The sequence below is a fragment of the Mesorhizobium sp. M7A.F.Ca.US.002.01.1.1 genome (genome assembly GCF_004022955.1).
GTDB classification, from domain to species: Bacteria; Pseudomonadota; Alphaproteobacteria; order Rhizobiales; family Rhizobiaceae; genus Mesorhizobium; species Mesorhizobium ciceri.
The window spans coordinates 1-20,988 of the sequence record NZ_RZQE01000055.1; the positions used below are offsets into that span (position 1 = coordinate 1).

General features: G+C 63.4%; 24 protein-coding genes and 1 tRNA gene. 15 read left to right on the forward strand and 10 right to left on the reverse strand.

Annotated features, from left to right (window positions below; genetic code table 11):
* Positions 1-234: 234 nt before the first annotated feature.
* A complete protein-coding gene (locus tag EN932_RS08770; protein ID WP_013528992.1) occupies positions 235-873 on the reverse strand; it encodes a LemA family protein in 639 nt (212 codons plus the stop codon).
* 163 nt (positions 874-1,036) lie between these two features.
* Between EN932_RS08770 and EN932_RS08775 the strand changes: the two genes are divergently transcribed.
* The 6 genes from EN932_RS08775 (at position 1,037) to EN932_RS08800 (ending at position 6,328) form a co-directional block, all read left to right on the forward strand.
* Positions 1,037-1,288: a hypothetical protein gene (locus EN932_RS08775; protein WP_013528991.1), complete on the forward strand. Its 252-nt coding sequence runs from the start codon at positions 1,037-1,039 to the stop codon at positions 1,286-1,288.
* A 13-nt stretch (positions 1,289-1,301) separates the two neighbouring features.
* Positions 1,302-2,186, forward strand: a complete 885-nt coding sequence (gene pdxY, locus EN932_RS08780) for a pyridoxal kinase PdxY (protein ID WP_064995967.1) — start codon at positions 1,302-1,304, stop codon at positions 2,184-2,186.
* The gene (locus EN932_RS08785; protein WP_013528989.1) at positions 2,183-2,953 is read left to right on the forward strand and encodes a DUF429 domain-containing protein; all 771 of its coding nucleotides are present in this window, start codon (positions 2,183-2,185) and stop codon (positions 2,951-2,953) included. The genes pdxY and EN932_RS08785 overlap by 4 nt, the downstream gene beginning before the upstream one ends.
* A 148-nt stretch (positions 2,954-3,101) precedes the next feature.
* On the forward strand, positions 3,102-3,746 hold the full coding sequence (locus tag EN932_RS08790; RefSeq protein ID WP_013528988.1) for a carbonic anhydrase: 645 nt from the start codon (positions 3,102-3,104) through the stop codon (positions 3,744-3,746).
* Positions 3,743-4,177: a hypothetical protein gene (locus EN932_RS08795; protein WP_013528987.1), complete on the forward strand. Its 435-nt coding sequence runs from the start codon at positions 3,743-3,745 to the stop codon at positions 4,175-4,177. The genes EN932_RS08790 and EN932_RS08795 overlap by 4 nt, the downstream gene beginning before the upstream one ends.
* Before the next feature lie 96 nt (positions 4,178-4,273).
* Positions 4,274-6,328: a M3 family metallopeptidase gene (locus tag EN932_RS08800; protein WP_013528986.1), complete on the forward strand. Its 2,055-nt coding sequence runs from the start codon at positions 4,274-4,276 to the stop codon at positions 6,326-6,328.
* Here the strand turns inward: EN932_RS08800 and EN932_RS08805 are convergent, their stop codons facing one another.
* From EN932_RS08805 to EN932_RS08820, 4 genes are all read right to left on the reverse strand, one after another.
* Complete coding sequence (locus EN932_RS08805; RefSeq protein WP_013528985.1) at positions 6,329-7,834, reverse strand: M81 family metallopeptidase; 1,506 nt, start codon at positions 7,832-7,834, stop codon at positions 6,329-6,331. It lies immediately after the preceding gene.
* Positions 7,835-7,858: 24 nt separating this feature from the next.
* The gene (locus EN932_RS08810; RefSeq protein ID WP_127384654.1) at positions 7,859-8,683 is read right to left on the reverse strand and encodes a carbohydrate ABC transporter permease; all 825 of its coding nucleotides are present in this window, start codon (positions 8,681-8,683) and stop codon (positions 7,859-7,861) included.
* Positions 8,680-9,549, reverse strand: a complete 870-nt coding sequence (locus EN932_RS08815; protein WP_024504714.1) for a sugar ABC transporter permease — start codon at positions 9,547-9,549, stop codon at positions 8,680-8,682. The genes EN932_RS08810 and EN932_RS08815 overlap by 4 nt, the downstream gene beginning before the upstream one ends.
* A 490-nt stretch (positions 9,550-10,039) precedes the next feature.
* The gene (locus EN932_RS08820; protein ID WP_127368162.1) at positions 10,040-11,272 is read right to left on the reverse strand and encodes a sugar ABC transporter substrate-binding protein; all 1,233 of its coding nucleotides are present in this window, start codon (positions 11,270-11,272) and stop codon (positions 10,040-10,042) included.
* 183 nt (positions 11,273-11,455) lie between these two features.
* Between EN932_RS08820 and EN932_RS08825 the strand changes: the two genes are divergently transcribed.
* From EN932_RS08825 to EN932_RS08835, 3 genes are read left to right on the forward strand one after another with little or no spacing between them, the layout of a single operon-like run.
* Positions 11,456-12,244: an SDR family oxidoreductase gene (locus EN932_RS08825; protein WP_013528981.1), complete on the forward strand. Its 789-nt coding sequence runs from the start codon at positions 11,456-11,458 to the stop codon at positions 12,242-12,244.
* A 2-nt stretch (positions 12,245-12,246) separates the two neighbouring features.
* Positions 12,247-13,314 carry a sn-glycerol-3-phosphate ABC transporter ATP-binding protein UgpC gene (gene ugpC / locus EN932_RS08830; protein ID WP_013528980.1) on the forward strand — a complete coding sequence of 356 codons (1,068 nt, stop codon included), beginning with the start codon at positions 12,247-12,249 and terminating at the stop codon, positions 13,312-13,314.
* Positions 13,315-13,324: 10 nt separating this feature from the next.
* Positions 13,325-14,206: a MurR/RpiR family transcriptional regulator gene (locus tag EN932_RS08835; RefSeq protein ID WP_013528979.1), complete on the forward strand. Its 882-nt coding sequence runs from the start codon at positions 13,325-13,327 to the stop codon at positions 14,204-14,206.
* A 16-nt stretch (positions 14,207-14,222) separates the two neighbouring features.
* Here EN932_RS08835 and EN932_RS08840 read toward each other — a convergent pair whose 3' ends face one another.
* Both EN932_RS08840 and EN932_RS08845 read right to left on the reverse strand, forming a co-directional pair.
* A complete protein-coding gene (locus tag EN932_RS08840) occupies positions 14,223-14,540 on the reverse strand; it encodes a DUF167 domain-containing protein (RefSeq protein WP_013528978.1) in 318 nt (105 codons plus the stop codon).
* A gap of 13 nt (positions 14,541-14,553) precedes the next feature.
* The gene (locus EN932_RS08845) at positions 14,554-14,844 is read right to left on the reverse strand and encodes a YggT family protein (RefSeq protein ID WP_013528977.1); all 291 of its coding nucleotides are present in this window, start codon (positions 14,842-14,844) and stop codon (positions 14,554-14,556) included.
* A gap of 160 nt (positions 14,845-15,004) precedes the next feature.
* Between EN932_RS08845 and EN932_RS08850 the strand changes: the two genes are divergently transcribed.
* From EN932_RS08850 to EN932_RS08880, 6 genes are all read left to right on the forward strand, one after another.
* Positions 15,005-15,080: transfer RNA gene (locus tag EN932_RS08850), tRNA-Ala, on the forward strand.
* A gap of 331 nt (positions 15,081-15,411) precedes the next feature.
* Complete coding sequence (locus EN932_RS08855; protein WP_013528976.1) at positions 15,412-16,161, forward strand: helix-turn-helix transcriptional regulator; 750 nt, start codon at positions 15,412-15,414, stop codon at positions 16,159-16,161.
* Positions 16,162-16,691: 530 nt separating this feature from the next.
* On the forward strand, positions 16,692-17,654 hold the full coding sequence (locus EN932_RS08865) for a SagB/ThcOx family dehydrogenase (protein WP_224674654.1): 963 nt from the start codon (positions 16,692-16,694) through the stop codon (positions 17,652-17,654).
* 144 nt (positions 17,655-17,798) lie between these two features.
* The gene (locus EN932_RS08870) at positions 17,799-17,975 is read left to right on the forward strand and encodes a hypothetical protein (protein WP_224700463.1); all 177 of its coding nucleotides are present in this window, start codon (positions 17,799-17,801) and stop codon (positions 17,973-17,975) included.
* Positions 17,976-17,979: 4 nt separating this feature from the next.
* Entirely contained in the window at positions 17,980-18,237 is a 258-nt protein-coding gene (locus EN932_RS08875) for a hypothetical protein (RefSeq protein ID WP_127368165.1), read from the forward strand.
* Between the two features lie 120 nt (positions 18,238-18,357).
* The gene (locus tag EN932_RS08880; protein WP_127368166.1) at positions 18,358-18,678 is read left to right on the forward strand and encodes a hypothetical protein; all 321 of its coding nucleotides are present in this window, start codon (positions 18,358-18,360) and stop codon (positions 18,676-18,678) included.
* Between the two features lie 25 nt (positions 18,679-18,703).
* Here EN932_RS08880 and EN932_RS08885 read toward each other — a convergent pair whose 3' ends face one another.
* The 3 genes from EN932_RS08885 to exbB form a co-directional block, all read right to left on the reverse strand.
* Positions 18,704-19,648 (reverse strand): energy transducer TonB, encoded by a 945-nt coding sequence (locus EN932_RS08885; RefSeq protein WP_127368167.1) that lies wholly within the window; start codon positions 19,646-19,648, stop codon positions 18,704-18,706.
* Positions 19,645-20,112, reverse strand: coding sequence for a TonB system transport protein ExbD (exbD, locus tag EN932_RS08890; protein ID WP_127368168.1), 468 nt, complete (start codon positions 20,110-20,112; stop codon positions 19,645-19,647). Before exbD ends, EN932_RS08885 begins: the two co-directional genes overlap by 4 nt.
* Positions 20,113-20,116: 4 nt before the next feature.
* Positions 20,117-20,988 (reverse strand): tonB-system energizer ExbB (gene exbB, locus EN932_RS08895; RefSeq protein ID WP_245483264.1); only part of this gene is annotated, 872 nt, incomplete at its 5' end.

The following is a 20,988-nucleotide window of genomic DNA, read 5'->3' on the forward strand; positions in this document are numbered from 1 at the left end:
CCCTAGGCTTGCGTTCCGGAGCGCCCCCCTCTGCCCTGCCGGGCATCTCCCCCTCAAGTGGGGAGATTGGCCGCCATCTCCACTTTCACCAATTTTCAACGTCGCAAGATGGGCGTCAGCGCCGAAGCTGCCAATCTCCCCCCTTGAGGGGGAGATGTCCGGTAGGACAGAGGGGGGTGTTTGCACGCCAGCAGCCCGTCATTTCGGGGGATTTATTCCGATGACAGTGGACGTTCACCCGCCCTGCTTCGTGCCGAAATCGACCTTCGGCGGCTGCATCTTGTCTTCGGCGACGGTGAAATTGGCGAAGGGCTCGTTGCCGCGGAACCAGAAGGTCGCCCACAGCATCGAGGGGAACGTCCTCAGCGTCAGATTGTAGTCCCTGACCGCCTGGATGTAATCGCGCCGCGACACCGCGATGCGGTTCTCGGTGCCTTCGAGCTGCGCCTGCAGCGCCAGGAAGTTCTGATTGGCCTTGAGGTCGGGATAGGCCTCCGAGACCGCGATCAGCCGCGACAGCGCGCTGGTCAGCCCCGCCTGGGCATCCTGAAACTTCTTGAGGGCTTCGGGATCCTTCAGCGTTTCCGGTGTTACCGTGATCTGCGTTGCCTTGGCGCGCGCCTCGACCACCGCGTCGAGCGTATCCTTTTCATGCGAGGCATAGCCCTTGACCGTCTCGACCAGGTTGGGGATGAGGTCGGCGCGGCGCTGATACTGGTTCAGCACCTCGCTCCATGCCGCCCTGGCATTTTCTTCCGCCGTCGGGATGGTGTTATAGCCGCAGCCTGCAAGCAGCGGCAGCACGATCGCCATCATCAGGAAGGCGGGCAGCGTGCGGAACGTGGACGGCAAGGCAAGGCGCTGGGCAAACATGATGGGGTCCCTCGGTAGAAGTTGCACGCGAAGCATTACCACAATCAGCGCGCAAGAAAACCGCCCGCGCCGGCAGCCCCTCGCCTGGCACGCCCGGTGCCGCTGCAAGGCTCTGTGATTGGCCGTGCGAACGCGATAAGGTCCGGCAAAACGGGACATCATCATGGCGGAACGCCAGGACAGCGACAAGGAATCGCGCCGTATCCTCGAGCGCATTGCGCGCGAGACGGATCCGGCCGGCAACTCGTTTGTAGCGCGGGCAGCGAAAGGCATGCACGATCACGTCACCGCGGCCGATGCCGATCGTGCCGATCCGATCGAAGTCTGGGGCACCCGCTTTGGCCGCACGCTGGGCCTGCTGCTGGCGCTGGGCCTGATGGTCTGGCTCGTGCTTTACGTCATCCGGGGCAGTTAGGAATCAAACGACAATGAGCGCCGAACAAACCGACGCGCCGCGTGCGGTCATCGTCATTTCCAGCCATGTCGCGCGTGGCTCGGTCGGCAACCGTGCCGCCGTCTTTGCGCTGGAGACCCTGGGGTTCCCGGTCTGGGCGGTGCCGACCGTCATCTTGCCCTGGCATCCCGGCCATGGGCGCGCGACGCGCATCGTGCCGCCGCTCGACGAGTTCAAGGCTCTGATGGCCGATCTCGAGCGGGCGCCATGGCTGGGTGAGGTCGGCGCCGTGCTGTCCGGCTATCTCGGCGAGGCGGGCCAGGCCGAGGCCGTCGCCTCGCTGGTCGCCGCGGTCAAGGCAAGGACGCCCGGCGCCGTCTATATCTGCGATCCGGTGATGGGTGATTCGGGCGGCCTCTATGTGCCCGAACCGACCGCCATCGCCATGCGCGATCGGCTGATGCCGATCGCCGACATAGCCACCCCTAACCGCTACGAACTGGAATGGATGGCCGGCGCCGCGTTGCCAGACATGAAATCGGTGATCGCGGCGGCGCTGCATGCCGGGCCATCGACCATGCTGGTCACCTCGGCGCCGTCGATGATGACGGGCGGCACCGGCAACCTCCTGCTCGATAGCAGCCAGGCGCTGCTCGCCGAACACCGCCTGATCGACAAGCCGCCGAACGGCCTGGGCGATCTGACGGCGGCCGTCTACCTGGCACGCATCCTGTCCGGCCAGCCACCGATCAAGGCGCTGCAATCGACGACGGCGGCGGTCTACGAGATCCTGGCACGCACTGCCAAGCGCGGCGGCGACGAACTGCAGCTAGAAACCGATGCGCAGAGCCTGTCGCATCCGATGGCGATGGTCCAGCTTCGCCACCTCACACATCCAGGGCGGGGCCGCCGGGCGTGACATCGACTGAGGCCGTACTTGTCGGCGTCGATGGCTGCAAGGCCGGCTGGATCGCCGTCCGACGAACTTTTGGCATGGCACCGTCGGTCGGTGTCTTTGCAACCTTCACTGCCCTGCTCGCATCCCTTCCCGAAGACGCTGTCATCGCCGTCGACATGCCGATCGGCCTGCCCGGCTTTTCGGGCAAGGGCGGGCGCGGCCCCGAAGCCCTGGTGCGGCCGCTGCTCGGGGCACGCCAGTCCAGTGTCTTCTCGATCCCGTCCCGTGCCGCGCTCTATGCCGACACCAACGGCTTCACCACCATCGAAGCCTGGTATGCCGCGCACATCAGGGCAAGCGCGGTGGCCCTGACCACATCCGATCCGCCGCGCGGCGTCTCGATCCAGGCGTTCGGCATTTTTGCCAAGATCCGCGAGATCGACGCCCTGCTGATCGCGCGGCCCGATTTGCGCGGCCGCGTGTTCGAATCCCATCCGGAAGTCGCTTTCTGCCGCTTGAACGGCGATCAAGCCATGCAACTGCCGAAGAAGATCAAGGGCAGCATCAATCCGGCCGGCATGGCGGAACGCAAGGCGCTGCTCTGCCGGCTCGGCTATGATAAGGGCTTTCTCGACCAGCCGCCGCCCCGCGGTGCCGCCGCTGATGACTTCCTCGACGCAGCCGCGATGACGCTGATCGCCGGTCGCATCGCCAGCGGCGAGGCGCGGCCGTTTCCCGACCCGCCGGGCCGCGATAGCTTTGGCATTCCCGTCGCCATCTGGGCGTGACGCTGTTGGCCACGGTTGCGCTGGATGCATGGCATTTCTAGCCAGCCCTCATAATTCTGCATTGCTCGCGACCGGCTTTTGCCGCTAGAGCCTCTCTAGACCGCAACGAGCTGCCGCATCCAACTCGGAAAGGCTCCAGACGCCGCCCATGTCCCATCTCCCTGAACATCTTCTCGCCGGCTATCGCAATTTCATGAATGGCCGCTATCTCACCGAGAGCGGGCGCTATCGCGATCTCGCTCGCGAAGGCCAGGCGCCGGAGACGATGATCGTCGCCTGCTGCGATTCGCGTTCGGCGCCCGAGGCGATCTTCGACGCTGGGCCGGGCGAACTCTTCGTGCTGCGCAATGTCGGCAATCTGGTGCCGCCCTATGCACCCGACGGCGAGTTCCATTCGACCTCGGCGGCGCTTGAATTCGCCGTGCAGAGCCTCAAGGTCAAGAACATCGTCGTCATGGGCCATGGCCGCTGTGGCGGCATCCGGGCCGCGCTCGACACCAATTCCACGCCGCTGTCGCCGGGCGACTTCATCGGCAAGTGGATGAGCCTGATCGCGCCGGCGGCCGAAACCGTCTCCTCCAGCACCTTCATGACCGCTTCGGAGCGCCAGACCGCGCTGGAGCGCATCTCGATCCGCTATTCCATCGCCAACCTCAGAACCTTTCCCTGCGTCTCGATTCTCGAAGGCAAGGGACGGCTGTCGCTGCATGGGGCCTGGTTCGATATCTCGACCGGCGAACTCTGGACGATGAACAAGGAGACTGGCGATTTCGAACGGCCGGAGCTGGGATGAACGCGGCGGCGCGCAAGCTGGTGAACATCAGGTCGGTCGCTTTTGTGGCGGCCGCACTGCTGCTGGCGATTATTGCCGCCCGCGCCGATGATCGTGCCCTCATCAGCCGCTGGTATTCGGCGCTGCTGGTCGCCGACCGCACGGAACTGTCCGACCTGCTCGCCGACGATGTCCGCATCAAGCTGGACGACCTCGGCATCGTGCAAAGCAAGCAGGAATTCATCGCTTCGATCGACGAATGGAAAGGTGCCGTTGCCGGTGCTGCGATCCGGCACCGGATCGAGAAAAGCGAAGGCGGCGTCACCACGGTGGTCGCCTGCTACGATTTCCCCAACAACGACATGCTGATGCAGGAAACTTTCGCGGTCACCGACAACCGCATCACCGCCAGTTCACAAGCGGCGATCGCCGAAAACTGCGACGGCTTTTGAGGGCGATATCGGCCAAATCCGCATATTGCGGGTCCGCCGGCCGCGCCCTACATCGGGTACGACCCACCTGCCTGCTTCACCAACGAAAGACTGTCCATGCCTTCCACGAAAGCCGTCGACCTCGCCGCCCATCCGCTGACCGCGTGGCAGGGGCCGCTCGGCCTGCCCGATTTCACGCGCATTGGCGACGGCGACTTCTCCCCGGTCTTCGACGCGGCGCTGAAGGCGCACGAGGCCGAGATCGAGGCGATCGCCGGCAACAAGGATGCGCCGACCGTCGAGAACACGCTTGCCGCGCTGGAACTCGGCGGCGAAGCGCTCGATCGTGTCTCGTCGATCTTCTGGTGCCGCGCCGGCGCCTACACCAATGAGACGATCCAGGCGCTAGAGCGCGACATCTCGCCGAAAATGTCCAGGCATTTCTCGGCGATTTCAATGAATGAGCGGCTGTTTGCCCGCATCGACGATCTCTACCAGCGCCGTGAGAGCCTGAAGCTCGACGCCGAGACCTTGCGGGTGCTGGAAAAGACCTGGAAGGGCTTCGTCCGTTCCGGCGCCAAGCTCGACGCCGACGGCAAGAAGCGGCTGGCAAGCATCAGCGAGGAATTGTCCTCGCTCGGCACAGCTTTCGGCCAGAATGTTCTGGCCGACGAGCGCGACTGGGCGCTGTTCCTCGATGAAGCCGACCTTGCCGGCCTGCCGGACTTCGTGAAAAGTTCCATGGCCGAAGCGGCCGAGATACGCGGCCAGAAGGGCCGCTATGCCGTCACTCTGTCGCGCTCGATCTATGAGCCGTTCTCGACCTTCTCCGAACGCCGCGATCTGCGCGAGATCGCCTTCCGCGCCTTCACCATGCGCGGCCAGAATGGCGGCGCCACCGACAACACGAACGTGGTGCGCGACATGCTGCGCCTGCGGGCCGAAAAGGCAAAGCTGCTCGGCTATGCCTCTTTCGCCGCGCTGAAGCTCGATGACACCATGGCCAAGACGCCGAAGGCCGTGCACGCGCTGCTCGATCCGGTGTGGGAAAAGGCGCTTGAGAAGGCAGCAAGCGACCAGATCGAATTGCAACGGCTGGCCACCGCAGCCGGCAGCAACGAAAAATTCGCTGCCTGGGACTGGCGCTTCTACCAGGAGAAGCTGCGCGCGGAGAAATTCGCCTTCGACGAGGCGGAACTGAAACCCTATCTGCAGCTCGACCGGATCATCGACGCTTGCTTCGACGTGGCGACACGGCTGTTCGGCATCACCTTCGAAGAGAAAAAGGACATCGCGGCCTGGCATCCGGACGCCCGCGTCTTCGTGGTGAAGAATGCCGACGGCAGCGAGCGCGGCCTTTTCCTGGCCGACTATTTCGCCCGGCCGTCAAAGCGATCCGGCGCCTGGATGAGCGCGTTGCAATCCGGCTACAGGCTCGGCCACGGTGCGAGCCCGGTCATCTACAACATCATGAACTTCGCCAAGCCGCCGGTGGGCGAGCCGGCTCTGCTGTCGGTCGACGAGGCCAAAACGCTGTTCCACGAGTTCGGCCATGCTTTGCACGGCATGCTGACCGACGTCACCTGGCCCTCGGTTTCGGGCACTTCGGTCAGCCGCGATTTCGTCGAACTGCCTTCGCAGCTCTACGAGCACTGGCTGACCGTGCCGGCAGTGCTGGAGAAGCACGCGCTGCACGTCAAGACCGGCAAGCCGATGCCCAAGGCGCTGCTCGACAAGATGCTGGCCGCGCGCACCTTCGGCGCCGGCTTCGCCACGGTCGAATTCACCGCCTCCGCCTTGATGGACATGGCCTATCACGCGCGGGCGGAGGCGCCTGAAGCGCCGCTTCGTTTCGAAGCCGAAACGCTTGCAGAACTGCATATGCCGGACACCATAGCCATGCGTCACCGCACCCCGCATTTCGGCCATGTCTTTTCCGGCGAAGGCTATTCGGCCGGCTACTATTCCTACATGTGGTCGGAAGTGCTCGATGCCGATGCTTTTGCCGCCTTCGAGGAAACCGGCGACCCCTTCAACCCGGCACTCGCCGAGCGGTTGCGCAAGAACATCTACGCGGCCGGCGGCTCGAAGGATCCGGAAGAACTCTACACCGCCTTCCGCGGCAAGATGCCGTCGCCGGAAGCGATGATGGCCAAGCGCGGGTTGGTGTGATTAGCCAATCTCCCCCCTCGTGGGGGAGATTGGCAGCTTCCAAGGATCCGTCACCCTCGGCCACACCGGCCTTGTCAGCTTCTTGTAATCGGTCACCGCCGGATTGCTGGGATACGAACTCGGCGCCGAGACATAGATGATCTCGGCGGCGATCGGCTCGAAGCCGGCGTAGAAATGATTGGTCGACTTGATCAGCAGCATGTCCTTGGCTAGCGGATCGACGCCGATGTTGGAAAAGATATCCGGCTCGAAAGTCTGCGTGCGGTTGGTGTTGAGGATGATGTCGACCTCGGTGCCTTCGAGGCGGACCAGCGCCGTCGGCCCAAGCGTCACCCGGCTTGGCCCGAAACTCTGCCAGCCCTCCGCAACCGCCTTCAGCACGCGCACGCGCGCATCGATCGGCTCGCCGGCTTGCGGCCCGGCCTTGCCGCCGAAGCGCAGGTCGATGATTGCGCCCTCGCCTGCCGCCAGGCAGAAGGTGACCGCAATCGGATCCCAGATGGTCGCGACGGCGAACCTGTCCAGGCCACGCGCCAGCATCTGGCGCAGCACGAAGGTGCCGTCGCCGGGCACACCGCCGCCGGGATTGTCCCAGATATCGGCGATGACCACCGGCTTGCCCGGATTTTCTGTGCGCACGGCCAGCGCCCGATCGATGCCGTCGGCAGCACTCAGCATCGTCATCGCCGTCTTTTCGCGCAGCGCGTAGAGTTCCCGCCCGAGCCGTTCCGCCAGCGCGTCGCCCTTGGCCTTGTCATTGTCGGTGACGACCAGGATGCGCGTGCCCATCTCGGGCACATCGGCCGCCATGAAGCCGTGGATGACGGAGACCGACAGCACGCCGTCCTTGCCGTGCAGCGCCTTGATGCGATCGACGAAGGACCGCATCGGCTCGCGGCTGGTCGGCAGCACCTGGATCATGCGGCAGTCGAAGGTCGAAATGACAGGGTTGATCTCACCACGCACTGCTGCCAGGCCAAGCTCGACGACATGTTCGCCGCGCTCGTAGAAATCGGTGTGCGGAAATTCGAGGAAATAGGCGAGAATGTCGGAGGCCGCGACGCGCTTCGGTGTCAGATGGCTGTGCGGATCGAGTTCCACGGCGATCACCACCTCCGGCCCGACCATTGCGCGAACCCGTTCGAGCAGATCGCCTTCGCAATCGTCATAGCCTTGCGCCACCATGGCGCCATGCAGGCCGAGGATGACAGCATCGACCGGCAGCGCCGCCTTGAGCTGGCCCAGAATCTCGTCGCGCAAAGCCTCATAGGTCTGCCGCTGCACCAGGCCGCCCGGCTCGGCCCAGGTGGCGGTGCCTTCGATGACATCGAGGCCTTCGGCCACCGCACGCCGGCGTAGCGCCACCATCGGCGAGGAGCACAGCGTCGGCGTTTCCGGGTGCTTGCCGGGCCCGGCATAGAAGGCCATCTCGAACGAAGCCCTATCGGTCGGCACCGGCGAGAAGGTGTTGGTTTCCGTCGCCAGCGAGGCGGTGAAAATGCGCATGAAAGCTCCGTCCGTGAATAGGCGCTATTTGACCGCCCCGAGCGCCAGGCCTCTGACGAGGTAGCGCTGCAGCCAGATGAACAGGATGGCCACCGGCAAGGTCGCCAGCAGCGTCGCGGCCATGACGTGATGCCATTCGATGGTGTAGCGGCCGGCGACCAGCGAAAACACCTGGATCGGCAGCGTGTAGCTTTCCTGGCTGCGCAGCATGGTGAGCGCCACGACGAACTCGTTCCAGGCGTTGATGAAGGTGAAGATCGCCGTCACCGCGATCGCCGGCAGGCAGAGCGGCAGGAACACCTTGCGCAAGGTCAGCCAGCGGCCGGCGCCCTCCATCCAGGCGGCTTCCTCGAGATCGCGCGGGATGGTGTCGAAATAGCTCTGCAGCATCCACACCGTGAAGGCGATGTTGAAGGCCATGTAGATGAAGCCGAGCGCCGTCGTGCTCTCGACCAGGCCCCAGGCGGCCATCAGCCGGAACAGGCCGAGCACCAGCACGATCGGCGAGATCATCTGCGAAATCAGCAGGAACTGGCGCAAGGCGCCGTAGCCGGCAAAGCGGAAGCGCGACATCGCATAGGCCGCCGGAACCGAGATCAGGATGGCGCCTACGGTGGCGATCACAGACACGTAGAGCGAATTGAGCAACGCCTGGCCGAAGCCGGTCGCCACCCACATGTCGGAAAAATTCGACCAGCGGAATTCGCTCGGCCACCAGGTCGGCGACAGCACTTCCTGCCTCGGCTTGACCGCGGTCAGGAACATCACCGCGAAGGGAAAGAGCGTCACCGCGATCAGCGGCGCCAGCAGCAGCCAGGCGATGATCGAACGCTTGAGCTTGCTCGTCATGCGCGTTGCTCCCGCATCGCCAGCCGCACATAGATCATGGTGAAGACCAGCAAGATGGCGAACATCACCAGCGACACCGCCGATGCTTCGCCCAGCTTGCCGATGCGGAAGGCCAGCTTGTAGAGATGGGTGACCAGGATATCGGTCGAGTTGGCCGGCCCGCCCTGCGTCATCACCCAGATGATCGGGAAGGAATTGAAGACGTAGATGGTGTTGAGCACGATGGCGATGTTGATGAACGGTTTCAGGAGCGGAAAGGTAATTTCGCGGAACTGCTGCAGCGGCGTCGCCCCTTCAAGCGCCGCCGCCTCGTAGAGATCGTCCGGGATCGACGACAGCCCGCCGAGGAAGATCGTCGTCGTGAACGGCACCGTCACCAGGATGCCGATCAGCACTTGCATCGGAAAGGCGGTTTCGGCACTCGCCAGCCACTGGATGTTGTGATCGATGAGGCCGAGGCCGATCAGCGCCGAATTGAGCATGCCGCTTTCGCCGCTCAGCGCCCAGCGCCAGACCACCGCAGTCATGGTCAGCGACACCGCCCAGGGCAGCATGATGATGACGCGGGCAATGCCGCGGCCATAGAAATCGGTGTTGAGGATCATCGCCACCGGGATCGACAAGAGAAGCGCGCCGCCGACCACCATCACCGTCCATTGGCCGGTGCGCCAAAGCGCGGCCGTGAAATCGGGATCGGCAGCGAGTGCCGCGAAATTGGCGAAGTCGTTGAAGTCACGAAGCTGGCCGAAGCGGCTGACGTCATGCGTCGAGATCTGGATCAGGTCCCAGACCGGCCAGAAGATGACCACCGCCGCCAGAAACAGGCTGGGCAAGGTCAGGAGATAGGGCAAGAAACGATTTTGCATCGGCTGGCTTTGTACCGCGTTGCGGGGAGATTGGATTTCGCTGGCTTAACAGATTGACTTGGTCCGGCCTCGTTCTTCTCAGGGCACCGCTTCAGGATTCCTTGCAACCGTCGGCGCTGCCCTCACCTGCTCGTCCGTTCTCCGCAGCAGTTGCGGAAGGGCCCCTTTCCTCTCCCCCGTCGATCGGGGGAGAGGTGTCGAGCGAAGCTCGACGGAGTGGGGGTCGACCCCTTGGGCGCAAGGCGAGGCTTGCGCCTGGTGCTCTTCCTATATCCGTTCGCGGTGGCTGCCAGGTGGTTCCCCCACTCCGTCTCGGCTTCGCCGAGCCACCTCTCCCCCCTCCGGTGGGAGAGGAAAGGAGCCTGGCTGGGCGGCGTTGACATCGACGAACTATCTTTCTGCTCGAGGCTGCAAGATGTGGCGCGCCCCGCCTGAATCTGGGGCGCGCCACGGGCGCAGGGAGATACGCCCTATTCCTTCAGCACTGCCCCTACTTCTTCAGCACCGCATTGGCCTTGGCCGCCGCGTCCTTCAGGCCTGCCTCGGGGTCGCCGCCGAGATAGATCTTCTGCATGGCGTCCGACGTGATCTGGGCGACCTCTTCCCAGCCCGGGATGACCGGCGCGAAGCGGGCGTCGGGCAGCAGAGCGGTGAACGCGGCCAGATCGGCATTGTTGACGTAGTAGTCCATCTTAGCCTCTTCCTTGTTCACCGGCAGGAAGCCTTCGCCCTGTGTGAACTTGGCACGCTGCTCCGTGGTGAACAGGAAATCGAGCAGCTTCCAGGCCTCGTCCTTGTTCTTGGAGTTCTTGAACATGATGATGGAATCGGTGACGCCATAGGTGCCGCGCGCGCCGGTCGGTCCGGCGGGAATGGCCGCAACGCCGTATTTCAGGTTCGGCGCCTCGTCCTTGATCTGGTTGGACAGGAAGGGTGCGGTGATCATCATGCCGACCTTGCCCTGCTTGAACAGGTTCTGCACGTCCTCGCGGTTGTTGGAGGTGACGCCGGGTTCGGTCAGGCCTTCGTCGATCATCGACTTGTAGAGCTTGGCGGCTTCAAGCGCGCCGGGCGTGCTCAGGCCCGAAGTGCCGTCCTTGTTGAGGATTTCCGTGCCGTAGGACCACATCGCATAATAGTAATAGACGTCGGTCTCGATCTCCTTGCCCTGCAGGCCGAAGCCGAACGTGCCCGACCCCAGAGCCTTGATCTTGCGCGCATCTTCCTGCAACTCGGTCCAGTTTGCCGGTGGCTTGGCGATGCCGGCCTTCTCGAACAGCTCCTTGTTGTAATACATGGCGCGCGCCGAGGCCGCGATCGGCAGGCCGTAGGTCTTGCCATCCATGATCGAGGGCGACAGGAAGGTGTCGATGAAGCGGTCCTTGAAGTCGGGCTTGATGTAGCCGTCGAGCGGTTCGGCGACATCCTGCTGGACGAAGTCGATCAGCCAGCGCGTGCCGATGATCGACAGATCGGCATTGGTGCCGGCGGTGATGTCGGTGGTCAGCTTCTGCAGCAGCACATCCCACGGCACCACTTCGAACTTGACCGTGATGCCGGGGTTCGCCGCCTCGAATTCCTTCTTGACGCTGTCGAAATAAGGGCCAGTCTTGGCGCTGTACTCGGCCACGGTGACCCGCACCTCGCCCGCATCCGCCTGCGCCGCAATTGCCAGCATGCTCATTCCGGCCATCAGGCCGATAGTCCATTTTGCAAGACTCATTTGAACTCTCCCATTTTGATTTTTGCGCCTGCGCGCCTCTTCGTTACCCAAGCAGAAGATTTATGTGACTTTCCTACATTATCGAGGATTTGAGGGCTTGCAAGCAGATTATTATGTTGCTTAATTACATTTTGTGGACTAGGCCTGATACGACCTGTCGGAGGTCCCGGAGGATGACGCACGGTGGTTTCGCAAACGGAACTCGAAGGCAGGGCCGAATTCGAGGGCAAGACTGTCGTTGTGACGGGTGCGGGCGGCGGCCTCGGTACGGCCATCGTGGCGCTGATGGCGCAAAGGGGCGCCAGGGTCGTAGGCTGCGACCAGTCGAGCGAGGCGTTGAAGAGCCCGCATTTTGCCGCCCGCCACGTCTTCGATCTTCTCGACAAGGCGTCGATAGCCACGGCGATCGCCGCCATCCTCGACCGGGACGGTGTGCCCGACATTCTCATCAACAATGCCGGCTGGACGCGCGCCGAGACGCTCCCCGCGCTCAACCCCGACAGGATTGAGCAGGAACTCGACCTCAACCTGACCGGCGTGATGAATTTCGCCGATCCGCTGGTCAAGGCGATGGCCAGCCGTGGCTCCGGCAGCGTCGTCTTCATCTCCTCGGTCAACGCCATCGCGCATTTCGGCAATCCCGCCTATGCCGCGGCCAAGGCCGGCATCAACGCCTATGCCAAGGCGATCGCCGTCGAGCTCGGCCGCAGCGGCCTGCGCGCCAATGTCGTCTGCCCCGGATCGATCCGCACCGCCGCCTGGGACCACCGCCTTGCCAAGGATCCCGAAATCCTCGGCAAATTGCAGCGGCTCTATCCGCTCGGCCGCATCGTCAACGCTGCGGAAGTGGCGGAAGCCGTCGCTTTCCTTGCGTCCGATCGCGCATCGGGAGTAACAGGCGTGGTGATGCCCGTGGACGCGGGACTGACCGCCGGTTGCCTGCCCTTCATCGACGACATATTGGGAGCGTGAGCATGACCGACGTCGAGTTCCGCGACCTGTCGAAATCCTTCGGGCAGCACAAGATCCTCGAGAACATCAGCCTCGATATCAAGAGCGGCGAGTTCGTCGTCCTGGTCGGCCCGTCCGGCTGCGGCAAGTCGACCTTGCTGCGCATGCTCGCCGGCCTGGAGACGATCACTTCCGGCGATCTGTTGATCGGCGGCGTGCGCGCCAACGCGCTGCCGCCGCAGCAGCGCAACATCGCCATGGTGTTCCAGTCCTATGCGCTGTTTCCGCATCTGAAGGCATCGGACAATATCGGTTTCGGCCCGAAGATACGCGGCGAGACGCGCACGGTAATCGATGAGAAGGTCAAGAAGGCATCGGGGGTCCTCAATCTCTTCTCCTATCTCGACCGCTATCCCCGCCAGCTGTCGGGCGGCCAGCGCCAGCGCGTCGCCATGGGCCGCGCCATCGTGCGCGAACCGTCTGTGTTCCTGTTTGACGAACCGCTGTCCAATCTCGACGCACAATTGCGCGTGCAGATGCGAGTCGAGATCAAGGCGCTGCACCAGCGGCTGAAGTCGACGATCGTCTACGTCACCCACGACCAGATCGAGGCTATGACCATGGCCGACCGCATCGTCGTGATGGATCGCGGCAGGATCCAGCAGGTCGGGGCGCCGCTGGAGCTCTATGACAGGCCGGCCAACAAGTTCGTCGCCTCCTTCCTCGGCTCGCCGTCGATGAGTTTCGTCTCGGGTTCGCTCAAGACGACGCTTGAGAAAACCTGGTTCGAATCGGCCGGCGGCGGGCGGCTGGCGCTTGCCGGCAAACAGGTGCCGGCGGACAGCGCGGTGGAGGCCGGCATCCGCCCCGAGCATTTTGTCATCGGCGAGGCTGTCGACGCGATGGCGATCAGGGTGGATGTCGTTGAGCCCACCGGCTCCGAAACACATGTCTATGGCGCTATCGGTGCTGATACGGTACGCGCCGTGTTCCGTGACAGGGTGCCGGTCAGGCCGGGAGACCTGCTGCCGGTCTCGGTCGATCCCGGCAACATCCATCTGTTCGACAAGGCGACGGGCCTGCCTCTATGAAAATATCAGCATGAAGACGCCGGCCGACATCATCACGCGCCTGCAGCTGATGTCGCAGGACGGAACGAAGTCGGATCGCAAGCTGGCCGGCTTCGTGCTGGCAGACCTCGACTTCGTTTCCAAGGCGGCGATTTCGGAAATTGCCGCGCGCGTCGGTGTCAGCGAGCCGACGGTGACGCGGTTCTGCCGCAACCTCGGCTGCGAGGGCCTGCGCGACTTCAAATTCTATCTGGCGCAAGCCATCGCCATCGGCGGCCAGTATCTGTCGCCGGAGCCGTTGAGCCGCGATGCCCGCGAACAGCGCATCGCTTCCGCCATCACCGAAGCGGCGATATCGGCCATCCAGCGCGCCAGCGAAAACCTCGACATGACGACGCTGGTCGCCGTCGCCGCACGCATCGCGGTTTCCGGCAATGTGCTGTGCATCGGCTCCGGTGGCATTTCGTCGATGATGGCGACCGAAATGCAGAACCGGCTGTTCAGGCTTGGCGTGTCCGTGCTGGCGCAAATCGACGGACAGTTGCAACGCATGTACGCTGCCGTCGCCACCCCCGACACCACGCTGATCGCCTTCTCCGTCTCCGGCTATGCACGATCGGTCATCGATGCGGTGCAGGTCGCCCAGCAATATGGCGCCACCACGATCGCCATCACCCCGCCGGACTCCGCGCTCGCCAAGGTCGCCGACACGGTCATCCATTTCCAGTCGCTGGAAGACGGCAATATCTACAAGCCGACATCGTCGCGCTATGCGCTGCTGTCGATCGTCGACATGATCGTCACCTCGGTCGCCGAGACGCGCGGACCAAGGGTTCTGGAAAATCTGCGCCGCATCAAGCAGAGCGTCAACACGTTGAAAGTTGACGATCCGCGTTTGCCGCTGGGGGATTGACCCTCCGGCAAGGACATCAGGCCTGATGGCCGAGCGCCTCGATGCTTTTCGCCAACGTCTCCGGATCGCCTTCAATGCGCACGGTCTTCAGCCGCGCCGTGCCGCCGGCGACAACCGAGACGGCGGACCCCGGCACGCCAATCGCCTTGGCAATCAGCTTTTCGAGCGCATGATTGGCGGCGCCGTTTTCCGGCACGGCGCGGACGCGCGCTTTCAGATGGCTTCGCTCGTCCGCCGTGGTCTCGATGCCTTCGAGCCTGTCCAGCGCAGCCTTCGGCGTCAGCCGGACAAACAGCTCGACGCCATCATCGCGCAGGCGAAACGGCGCGCTCATACGATCATCGGCCTCACAGGACCAGAGGCGCCACACTGGTCAATATGAACTGCCGCAGGAAGAACAGGATCAAAAGCAGGATGATCGGCGAGATGTCGATGCCGCCAAGGTCCGGCATGAAACGGCGGATCGGCCGCAACGCCGGTTCGGTCAGCCGATAGAGCATGTTGCCGATGGAACCGACGAACTGATTGCGCGAGTTGACGACGTTGAAGGCGTAAAGCCAGGAAAAGATCGCCGATGCGATGATGATCCACCAGTAGAGGTCGAGCGCCATGACGATTGTCTGAATGAGGGCGAGCATGCCGGTCTCCAATTGTTGCCGACATGTAGCCATTGCACGCGAAACCGGCAAGGGCCGCCTGCCACGGTGCGCCGGTACGGCTGCCAGGCCACTGGATTTCGGCAAACCTCCGCCTTGACAGGAAACCGCGGCGCCCGATAAATGCGCCCATCCGCTGGACGGGGCTGTAGCTCAGCTGGGAGAGCGCGTCGTTCGCAATGACGAGGTCAGGAGTTCGATCCTCCTCAGCTCCACCAGCGGATTAATTCCTCGCTCTCCGCGCCATATGCAGTCCGCGACGCTCGTCCGGGCTGGCCTCCACGGCTGGCATTTGCCGTGCCGGCGCGCCTAAAAGGCCGCGCGCCGCGCCGCCTGTTTTCGCAATCTCCGGCAAGACTTTTGTCAATTGGACTTATGGCGGAAGCGCTCGTCGATTGTTTCCGTTTTTTTTGCAAACCGCCCCACTAAATTGACGTTACCAAATCAGTTTTTTCTGTGCGTTGTGGCCAAGGCGTTTCGGCGGGGGCGACCGGAGACGCTATATGGATTTCGAGTCGAAATGAAAAATCCGCCTGCGGAAGCAAAGACGTGTCAATTCGCGAGAATCTCGCTGCAAACCTTAGACGGCTGTGCAAGGACCATGCCTCCGTAAGCGCGGTATGCCGTGAGCTGCACATCAATCGCACCCAGTTCGAACGCTACCTGCAAGGGCAGACCGTTCCCAACAAGGCCACAGCCAAGCTGATATGCGACTACTTTCGCATCGACGAGGCGGAACTGTACCAGGATCCCGGCACACCCGAGCCAGTGATGCGCGGCCTGCCGCCGGTGTCCGAGAGCCTGTTCAACCAGATGATCCGCCCTCCCAGCCCTTCGATCGCGGGCGGCACCTATTTCACCTATTTCTCGATCCCGGGCCGCCTCGACCTCCTGGTGCGCTCGGTGACCTTCGTGCGGCGCGAAGCCGAATTGGTCACCTTTCGACGGGTCACCGGGTGGTCGGAGCGCCGGGGATCGACCTGGGCACGAGCGCGCGGCAATCACTATGGCGTGGCGATCTCGCGGCTGAACTGGATTTATTTCAGCGGCATCAATCGCCGCCAGACCGGAGAGCCGTCGCTGATCTCCGTGCAATGGGCTCCCATCTCCGAACCGGTGCTGATGGGCAAGGCCATGCTTCTGACGGAGGCCGGCCCGGCATTCGTGTCCGTCATCATGCGGCGCGACATTGCCAACATCCACGCAAGGGATGCCATCAGCATGGCGCATGTCATCAGTCTCGACGATCCGGGCGTCGACCAACTGGTTGTCAGCCTCACCCGGGACGGGTTGGGCTAATCCCTCGGATCGCCGTGTCTTACGCCAATTAAGAATAAGCGTACGCCGATAAAGCGTACGCCAACGATTGTCTACTCTGTATCTGAATAAAATCGATATTTTACACTTTGGTACCAAGAAAGATAATCCACGCATCCGCCTTCGACTCGTGGTTTTACTATAATTTTAACAAACCATTAACTCTTCCGACCTTACCTTTCTTCGCGCGGATCCCGTTCCGGGGGTCCTTCAACGGATCCCAGATTGGGGTCAGGAAAGGGATAAAAATGGCCAAGAAAGTGACCAATACTCCGAAGCTGACGATTGCCGCCGGCACGCAGACCGTCTTCTTTTCGCAGGGCATGCACTACAACAAGCGCTGAAGCCGTTCTGCGCCGACGAGCGGTTCGCTTGTCGGCGCTTCGGCTCCGCAGATGGCATCCAGCTTCATGAAAATGCGCTCTTCGAAAACGCTTGTTTTCTACCCTGGCCCGAACAAGGTCACGGCATGCAACTTCCTGACCAGAAGCGTATTTGAATGCAGCCCTGATATGGTCGGCCTTCTCGCATCGTGGGACAAATGGGCATCGACGGCGGACATTGCCCGCGCCCATGGCTGGTCGAAGTCCGAGCTGAAAGCTGTCGTTCCCCGGTTGCTCGATTTTTCCGCCCTGGTCACCGCCGGATCGCCTCTCGCCGAGCAGGAGGAACAGTTTTCAGGACAATGGAGTTGGGGGCTTCCGACGGCGCTGATGCATTTCTGCGTCCAGGACAGCGAATACATGACCATCGAGCAAGCGGAAGAGCGGCAGATGGAACGCGCCGGCCATACGCCGCAGCCGGACCTCCTGCTCAAGAATTCCGCCGGCGCCATCCAGCTGCCGAATGCACTGGAAGACAACGAACTTCTTGGCTTGATGGCGCGGCGCCGCACCAACCGCACGGCGGCTCAGCCCACCATCACGGCCAAACAGCTTTCCGATTGCCTGTTCGCAGGGCTCGGCATCATCGGTGAGACCGCCAATTGCGTCGGCACCCTGCCGCTTGGCATGACCCCTTCCGGCGGCGCGCGAAATCCCTATGAGGCCTATGTGGTCGCGCTCGGCGTCGATGGCCTCGAACCCGGTGTCTATCACTATTCCGCCGCCGACCACGACCTTGGCAGGATTTCCGCGAACCATCTGCCGAAGATCTCCGAACTGGTCGGCGGACAGGAGTGGGCTGACGCCATGCCGTGCCTGATCCTGCTTTGCGCCAGGCTCGACCGCACGATGTGGAAATATGAGGACGCCAACGCCTATCGTGTCGTGCTGATCGAGGCCGGCCATATCGGCCAGAACATCATGCTGGCGGCGACCAATCATGGCCTGTCGGCCTGCCCGACAGCCGCGCTCAGTCATTCCGCGATCAAGCGGCTGCTTGGTCTCGACAGCCTCACCGACGCACCGATCTATGCCTTGACCCTCTCGACCCCGGAAAGAGATCCCTCCACCGCGGGCCAATCCATCAATTAGTCGACCAACAATGTGTATTCGGCCAGTAACGCGTTCCCAGGGTATAACCAGAGACAGGAGCAGCACGTGCCAAATCAATCCTTACGCCAGTCGGAAATCGATAGTCTTCAATATATTTCGTCGATGACCAATGAGCTCGTGCAAATGGCCGAAGCAAGCCGTTTTCCGATGATCTCCTATCTGCTGGGCATGGCCTATGCAGAGGCCTTCGACGTTCTTCGCGGCGCACGGCCAGCCAGGCACGCGCAGCTCAGCGGCAACCCGCTGCACCCCAAGGCGCAGGCAAAAGACAATCGCGCCGCCCAGCCACGGAGAGCCTAACGAGATGCAATCGTCAGCATGCGCGGTGGCCGGCTCGACCTCGCGGCCAAACCGCTGGGAGACGCTGTGCGCATTGCAAAGCCTGCTGCCGCTGCTGAAGAAAGCCGCGACGGACCTGCACCGCGCCGACATGGTCTACTGGTTCGAGCAGGCAGATGCCGAGGTCGCCAACATCATCAGGGGCCATCCCTCCGATGCAACCGCCATCCCGGCCCTGATTGCATCCTGCCCGCAGGACCGGCATCCGGTCGCGCTAGCTTGATGCATGTCGCCCGCCAAAACGCCACGCGCTCATTGGCGCCGCTGAAAATGCTCTGCTCACCAGTTTTTCAATTTCAGACCGGAACCTATTGCGCGTCTGGAATGCCAAGGGGACCTGCACATGAACATGATAGCCAACATCAGAAGCGTCGATGCCAGGGAAAGCATTTTCAGCCGGCTCGACGTCTTGATCGTCAGGCGGCCGCCATCGCCTGTCGCCGCGCAGATCGAGGCCCGCCAACTCGTCTCGATGGCGATTGCCGACAGCTGCCAGGCCGACAGTCTCTGGGGTACAGTGGACGCCTTCCACGCCCATTTCGACTTCATGATGCAGACCATCGAAATCAACGGAGCCGATGACCCGAGCCTCGGGCTGTTGCGCACGAAATGCCGTTTCTATCTCGAACAGGTCGAGGCCCTGAGCCTGTCGCTGGCCTACTGACAGGCCGCTTAGACCAAATTCGGTCCTAGTTGCGCAGGCTGAACACGAACGGCGCTGTACGGCTCAGACGCGAACCGAGTTCCGGCGGCGGTGCCGGCACCGTGGCGCCTTGCAGCACGGCGAGCGCCGCACGGTCCAGATCCGCATCCCCGGAGGAACGAGAGAGCCTGGCAGACAGGACCCGGCCGGACGAGTCGACCGTGAAGGCGACATACGGCCTGCCTTCCACGCCTCGGGCCTTGGCAGAACTGGGATAGCGCGTGTGCCGCTTGATCCAGGCACCCAGACGGGAGTCCCATTTGCTGGAGTCGCCGGAGCGCGACGTCGATTCCGCTGCTTTCGGCGCGGCGGTCCTGGCCGCGGGCCGTGCGTCGGCGCTGGCGACGGTTGCCGTCTTCGGCGGAGCCGCCTTCTCCTTCTTAAGCCGCGGCTTGGGCTTCTCGACAGGTTTTTTCGCCTTGGCCTCGACCGGTTTCTTGTCTTTGACAATTTCGACCGGTTTCGGCTGCGGCAAGGGAATGACGACGTCTGGCGTGACAGCCTCGACAACATCCGGGATGACCTCATCCGGCGGCGGCTGATCGGCCTCTTCAGTCGTTTCGGTCCGGTTGGGTTCGGCCTCGTCGGGCGCGACCGCTTCCGGCGGCTCGACAACCGGCTCCGCCTTTTCGACCGGTTCTTCAGGTGTCGGCTCGGTCGTCGGTGTCGGTTCGGTCTGATCTGGCGTCACCGCGTCCAGCGCGGCGACCTGTTCTTGTACGGCCGGCATCACCACCATCGGCGCCATCTCGATCACCTGGGCCGGTGGCGGACCGCCGTCCGCTTCGGTGACCATGGTGAGATTCTGCACTGCATAGGCGACCGCGACATGGGCTCCGAGGACCAGCGCGGCAGCACCGGCCCACAAGCCAAGGTCGCGCCAGCCGAAGCGCGACATCTGGACCGAGGGCACGGCGACCGCTTGCGTCATGGCGCCGCCGCACCGGTGGCTGTGGGCGCGGGGGCATTGGACGCGGGAGCCGTCTCCAGGCCGACCAGCGCGATCTTCAGATAGCCGGCGCCGCGCAACAGGTTCATCGTCTCCATCAGGTCGCCATAGGCGACCGCCTTGTCGGCGCGCAGGAAGATGCGCGTCTGCTTGTCGCCCTTGGTCTTGGCGTCCAGCGTCGCGGCGAAAGCCGGGCGTGGCACGCCGTCATTGCCGATCGCCAGCGTCAGATCGTCCTTCAGCGTCAGGAACAGCGGTGTCTCGGGCCTCGGCGCGGGCGTTGCGGTCGAACCCGGCAGGTCGACATTGACATCCACCGTGGCCAGCGGTGCCGCGACCATGAAGATAATCAACAGCACCAGGATGACATCGATGAACGGGGTGACGTTGATCTCGTGGCTTTCCTCGAGATCGTCATCCATGGTCTGTCGGATTCTGCTTCCCATGGCGCTACTCCGCTGCCAGTGGCGCGGCCGGCGCGACGGTGCGGAAGTCGAGGTCGCGGCTGACCAGTCGTTCGACCCCTGCCGAGGCATCGGCGAGGATCTGCCGATAGCCGGCTATCGAGCGGGCGAAGACGTTATAGATGACGACGGCCGGTATGGCCGCGACCAGGCCCATCGCGGTGGCCAGCAGCGCTTCGGCGATGCCCGGCGCGACCACGGCGAGATTGGTGGTCTGCGCCTGCGAGATGCCGATGAAGGCGTTCATGATGCCCCAGACCGTGCCGAACAGGCCGACGAAGGGCGCGGTCGAGCCGATCGTCGCCAGCACGCCGGTGCCGCGTGACATGCGCCGCGCCGCCGCCGCCTCGATGCGCGACAGGCGCGACGTAACCCGTTCCTTGAGGCCATCGCCTGAGACATGATCGAGGGCGCCGGCTGAGAGTGCGGTCTCCTCCTCGGCCGCCCGCACCAGCAGCGCGCCCGGGCCGCCGCTGCGGTCGAGGGTACTGCTGGCCTGCTTCAGCGTGGCGGCCTTGCCGATCGCCCGCACGGCGCGACGGATGCGCAGCTTGCCGCCGAAAAGCTCCAGCGACTTGGCCAGCCATATCGTCCAGGTGACGAGGGAGGCAAAGGCCAGCCCGATCATCACCGCCTTGACGACGATATCGGCCGCCATGAACATGCCCCATGGCGACAGGTCATGCGGCAAGGTCAATTCCATCGCCGTCGAAGGTCCGGCCTCGGCTGGCGCGGCCGTGTTCGGCTGGGTGCCCGGCTGCGAAGGCGCCATCGTGGCCGGCGGAGCGACTGCCGGTGCGGCGGGCGCCGGCGCAATCGGCGCTGGGGCCGTGGGAGCAGCCGGGGTGGGGGCATCAA

Excerpts from the sequence above, each read along its gene's own strand:
- EN932_RS08770 (WP_013528992.1), bottom strand. The coding sequence starts at position 873 with ATGTTTGCCCAGCGCCTTGCCTTGCCGTCCACGTTCCGCACGCTGCCC.
- EN932_RS08775 (WP_013528991.1), top strand. The coding sequence starts at position 1,037 with ATGGCGGAACGCCAGGACAGCGACAAGGAATCGCGCCGTATCCTCGAG.
- pdxY (WP_064995967.1), top strand. The coding sequence starts at position 1,302 with ATGAGCGCCGAACAAACCGACGCGCCGCGTGCGGTCATCGTCATTTCC.
- EN932_RS08790 (WP_013528988.1), top strand. The coding sequence starts at position 3,102 with ATGTCCCATCTCCCTGAACATCTTCTCGCCGGCTATCGCAATTTCATG.
- EN932_RS08795 (WP_013528987.1), top strand. The coding sequence starts at position 3,743 with ATGAACGCGGCGGCGCGCAAGCTGGTGAACATCAGGTCGGTCGCTTTT.
- EN932_RS08800 (WP_013528986.1), top strand. The coding sequence starts at position 4,274 with ATGCCTTCCACGAAAGCCGTCGACCTCGCCGCCCATCCGCTGACCGCG.
- EN932_RS08805 (WP_013528985.1), bottom strand. The coding sequence starts at position 7,834 with ATGCGCATTTTCACCGCCTCGCTGGCGACGGAAACCAACACCTTCTCG.
- EN932_RS08810 (WP_127384654.1), bottom strand. The coding sequence starts at position 8,683 with ATGACGAGCAAGCTCAAGCGTTCGATCATCGCCTGGCTGCTGCTGGCG.
- EN932_RS08815 (WP_024504714.1), bottom strand. The coding sequence starts at position 9,549 with ATGCAAAATCGTTTCTTGCCCTATCTCCTGACCTTGCCCAGCCTGTTT.
- EN932_RS08820 (WP_127368162.1), bottom strand. The coding sequence starts at position 11,272 with ATGAGTCTTGCAAAATGGACTATCGGCCTGATGGCCGGAATGAGCATG.
- ugpC (WP_013528980.1), top strand. The coding sequence starts at position 12,247 with ATGACCGACGTCGAGTTCCGCGACCTGTCGAAATCCTTCGGGCAGCAC.
- EN932_RS08835 (WP_013528979.1), top strand. The coding sequence starts at position 13,325 with ATGAAGACGCCGGCCGACATCATCACGCGCCTGCAGCTGATGTCGCAG.
- EN932_RS08840 (WP_013528978.1), bottom strand. The coding sequence starts at position 14,540 with ATGAGCGCGCCGTTTCGCCTGCGCGATGATGGCGTCGAGCTGTTTGTC.
- EN932_RS08845 (WP_013528977.1), bottom strand. The coding sequence starts at position 14,844 with ATGCTCGCCCTCATTCAGACAATCGTCATGGCGCTCGACCTCTACTGG.
- EN932_RS08865 (WP_224674654.1), top strand. The coding sequence starts at position 16,692 with ATGGTCGGCCTTCTCGCATCGTGGGACAAATGGGCATCGACGGCGGAC.
- EN932_RS08870 (WP_224700463.1), top strand. The coding sequence starts at position 17,799 with ATGGCCGAAGCAAGCCGTTTTCCGATGATCTCCTATCTGCTGGGCATG.
- EN932_RS08875 (WP_127368165.1), top strand. The coding sequence starts at position 17,980 with ATGCAATCGTCAGCATGCGCGGTGGCCGGCTCGACCTCGCGGCCAAAC.
- EN932_RS08880 (WP_127368166.1), top strand. The coding sequence starts at position 18,358 with ATGAACATGATAGCCAACATCAGAAGCGTCGATGCCAGGGAAAGCATT.
- EN932_RS08885 (WP_127368167.1), bottom strand. The coding sequence starts at position 19,648 with ATGACGCAAGCGGTCGCCGTGCCCTCGGTCCAGATGTCGCGCTTCGGC.
- exbD (WP_127368168.1), bottom strand. The coding sequence starts at position 20,112 with ATGGGAAGCAGAATCCGACAGACCATGGATGACGATCTCGAGGAAAGC.